This window comes from Vibrio sp. 10N.222.55.C6, from assembly GCF_041473395.1.
Classification (GTDB): Bacteria; Pseudomonadota; Gammaproteobacteria; order Enterobacterales; family Vibrionaceae; genus Vibrio; species Vibrio crassostreae_C.
In genome coordinates this window covers 1-260 of sequence record NZ_JBFRSD010000698.1, presented here as the reverse complement: position 1 = coordinate 260, position 260 = coordinate 1, and the positions used below count along the sequence as shown (strand labels likewise).

At 50.0% G+C, this 260-nt stretch carries 1 protein-coding gene; it reads left to right on the top strand.

The window, feature by feature from the left end; genetic code table 11:
- Window positions 1–260 (top strand): aldehyde dehydrogenase family protein (locus AB4486_RS25710; RefSeq protein WP_372119568.1); only part of this gene is annotated, 260 nt, incomplete at both ends.

Here is a 260-nt window from a genome sequence, read left to right as displayed (position 1 = left end):
ATCTTCGGCCCTGTTATCGCAGTAACGACGTTTAAAGATGAAGCAGAAGCGCTAGAGATTGCCAATGACACCGAGTATGGCTTGGGTGCAGGCGTATGGACTCGTGATGCAAACCTAGCGTATCGCATGGGTCGTAACATCGAAGCGGGGCGTATTTGGGTGAACTGTTACCACGCTTATCCAGCACATGCCGCGTTCGGTGGTTATAAGAAATCAGGCATCGGTCGTGAGACACATAAAATGATGCTCGATCACTACCA